The following is a 2,866-nucleotide window of genomic DNA, read 5'->3' on the forward strand; positions in this document are numbered from 1 at the left end:
CCCGTCCTTTTTGGACGGGCGGGACGCCCATCCCACTTTCAAGAGTGGAAGTTATTTAATTCTCATTCCTAAGATTCAAATCCGACCCTTTACAACCAAACGCACACCACCAGCGGGTGCCATTGTCAAACCGCGGCGTACTGGCAAAACCGGACGATTTTCTGCAAGTTCTAAAGAGTATCGTGACAGCACTTTCGCCAATACTAACTTCATTTCAAACATTGCGAATGCTGTGCCAATACAGCGGCGGTTCCCTCCTCCAAACGGCAAATATTCGTAAGGCGAAAATTGCCTTTCTAGAAAACGTTCGGGTTTAAAACGTTTTGGTTCCGGGTAAATATCCGGTCGGTGGTGAACCAAATAAATGCAGGTAGAAAGTATCATTCCTTTGGGAATATTATAACCCATTAACTGCATGGGAGCTTGCAGAAGGCGCGGAAATGCAAAAAATAGGATCGGATAAATCCGCAGCGTTTCGCAACAGACAGCATTCAAATACGGGAGTTTACTTATTTCCGTCGGCTCGCAATTTTCGACATCAATAGAATTGAGTTCTTGCAGCAGTTTTTCACGGACTTCTGGGATGTAGTGAATCCAATACAAAGCCCAGGCTAAAGCTGTGGCTGTAGTTTCGTGTCCTGCGAATAAGATTGTCATTAATTCATCCCGCAATTCAACGTCGCTCATCGGCTTTCCTGCTTCGTCACGAGCGGAAATTAACAAGCTCAGGATGTCTTCGCCCAATGGTTCAGACTGAGTTTTGCGCTCGCGAATTTCTTGATAAAGCAGTTCATCTAAACGCTGTCTTTGTCGCAGAAATCCTCCCCAAGGACTCCAAGCACCTAAATCTTTTTGCAACGACTTGATAAACAAAAAGGTAGCGCTTAATGGATTGCTAAACAGGCTGAACATATTAATCATTAGTTGCTGGATTTGCTGGTAGCGTTCTCCTTCGCTCAGCCCAAAAACAGCGTGTAAAATTACTTCCAAGGAAATCTCCTGCATAGTTGATTGCGCGATTACCGAGTTACCAGGAGTCCAATTATTAATTACTTTTTCGGTTGTATCGCGGATGATTTGTCCGTAAGCTTTCATCCGTTCACCATGAAAAGGTGGCATTAAAAGTTTACGCTGCTGCAAATGTCGATCGCCATCTAACAACAATAACGAATTCGAGCCTACTAAAGGTAGCGTTATCTGGTTTCCCGTACTGGATTCAAAGAGTTTGGAATCGGATGTAAAAATTTCTTGAATAGCTTGAGGATTGCTAATAATTACTTGCGGCGGAAAGTTGCTGAATATGCTGGTAAAAAGGTCGCCGTAGCGCTGAGAATTACTATCTAAATAATACAGAGGATTTAAAATTCCCCGCACTGTCTGAACAAATCTAGCGTCTTTAGGGCCGTCTAGCAATTTGTTGGTAGCATTATTTTGAGAGTGAGAGTTTTCTGTGGTGATAGTCATTGGTTTTCCTCCTAGATTAATTTACTCAGTTTCAATCAACAGTTGATTGAAACTGAGTAAATTAATCATTGTTTACACAAACCTTATTGTACTTTTTTTGTACCTAGAAATTTTACGTAAACCCGATCGCACCTTGGCGTCTCCACACCAGTTGTCGGTAGATATCCGCTATTTTCATACATTTTCACAGCTTCTTTGAGAATGCTGGCAGTTTCTATCCAGATTTCATCAAAGCCGCGAGCGATAATTTTACTTTCCAATTCTTGCAGTAAAAATTTACCCAAACCCTGTCCTCTTGCTGCTGGCAAAATATACATTTTGCGAATTTCCACAGCATTATTTCCGCGCTCAATCGGATAGTAAGCCGCCGTACCGACTATTTTATCCTGCCGCTCAACTACCCAAAATTCGCCACCTTGATTATGATAATGTAGTTCTACATCATAGACATCTCGATCTGCCCCGTGAGGTTCGCATTTTAAACCGTACTCTGCTAAAACATCCCTAATTAAATAGAACGCCTCAGCGCGATCGCGGGTTTCCCAGGAACGAATTAAAAAATCCAGATGTTGGGTTTTCATTGGTTATTGCAACGTATATTTATTTTTTGACTTTAGCAACTGTAAACTTACTCATTTTTTGTGTTTTACAGTTTTTAAATGCACCTAGCTTTTAACTGTGAATTCTCGGTTCGGGATGAAGACTTGCCAGCAACTCGCTCTCTACTAATGATAATTCCTCCAACCTCTGCATCACAATATCCCGATCGAAATAAGTTGTTGCTAAAATCCAATATACCCCGTAATGGCGCGCCTCCGAAGCCATCAAACTGCGGTAAAACTTAGCTAATTGGGCGTCGGGACAGCGATCGCCCAGCAGCCCCAACCGTTCGTGACTGCGCGCTTCTATCAAACCAGAAACCAACAAAGAATCCAAAAGTCTCTCCGGTTCCTGCTTGCGAATTTGGGCGGACAAACCGGCACCATAGGGAGGTGCAGCCAAAGGGCCTAAAGCAATGCCGCGCTGTTCTAACCGCTGGTTGACTTGCTCGAAATGCTCTAATTCTTCGCGGGCGATCGCCGTTAGCATCCTCACCAATTTTTCGCGGGCTGGGTAGCGAAACATTAAATTTAACGCTACTCCCGCCGCTTTCCGCTCGCAGTGAGAATGGTCTAATAAGATTGTATCCAAATGGGCGATCGCCTGTTCCACCCAAGCTTCCGAAGTCGGCTGTTTCAAAAACTTAATAGTTGGCAGTGTTGAAGTCATACCATTTTAGATTTCAGATTTTAGACTTTAGATTAGTCATTTTAGGGTGCGTCAGGTTAGGATCGCGAATTAAATAACTTATAATTTTAATTGTTATTGTGGGATGGGCGTCCCGCCCGTCCAAAAAGGACGG

The 2,866-nt window shown here is 43.3% G+C and carries 3 protein-coding genes; all 3 read right to left on the minus strand.

The annotated features are described in order from the left end of the window. Positions 1-75: 75 nt before the first annotated feature. Positions 76-1,464, minus strand: coding sequence for a cytochrome P450 (locus tag QT987_RS29540; RefSeq protein WP_333247029.1), 1,389 nt, complete (start codon positions 1,462-1,464; stop codon positions 76-78). 83 nt (positions 1,465-1,547) lie between these two features. Next, positions 1,548-2,045 carry a GNAT family N-acetyltransferase gene (locus QT987_RS29545; protein WP_333247030.1) on the minus strand — a complete coding sequence of 166 codons (498 nt, stop codon included), beginning with the start codon at positions 2,043-2,045 and terminating at the stop codon, positions 1,548-1,550. A gap of 91 nt (positions 2,046-2,136) precedes the next feature. Beyond that, on the minus strand, positions 2,137-2,733 hold the full coding sequence (locus tag QT987_RS29550) for a tRNA isopentenyl-2-thiomethyl-A-37 hydroxylase MiaE (RefSeq protein ID WP_333247032.1): 597 nt from the start codon (positions 2,731-2,733) through the stop codon (positions 2,137-2,139). Between the last annotated feature and the right edge of the window lie 133 nt (positions 2,734-2,866).

Source organism: Microcoleus sp. SVA1B4 (assembly GCF_036700545.1).
Lineage (GTDB): Bacteria > Cyanobacteriota > Cyanobacteriia > Cyanobacteriales > Microcoleaceae > Microcoleus.

What these genes read in the sequence shown, in the direction of transcription:
- QT987_RS29540 (WP_333247029.1), bottom strand. Translation starts at nt 1,464, where the DNA reads ATGACTATCACCACAGAAAACTCTCACTCTCAAAATAATGCTACCAAC.
- QT987_RS29545 (WP_333247030.1), bottom strand. Translation starts at nt 2,045, where the DNA reads ATGAAAACCCAACATCTGGATTTTTTAATTCGTTCCTGGGAAACCCGC.
- QT987_RS29550 (WP_333247032.1), bottom strand. Translation starts at nt 2,733, where the DNA reads ATGACTTCAACACTGCCAACTATTAAGTTTTTGAAACAGCCGACTTCG.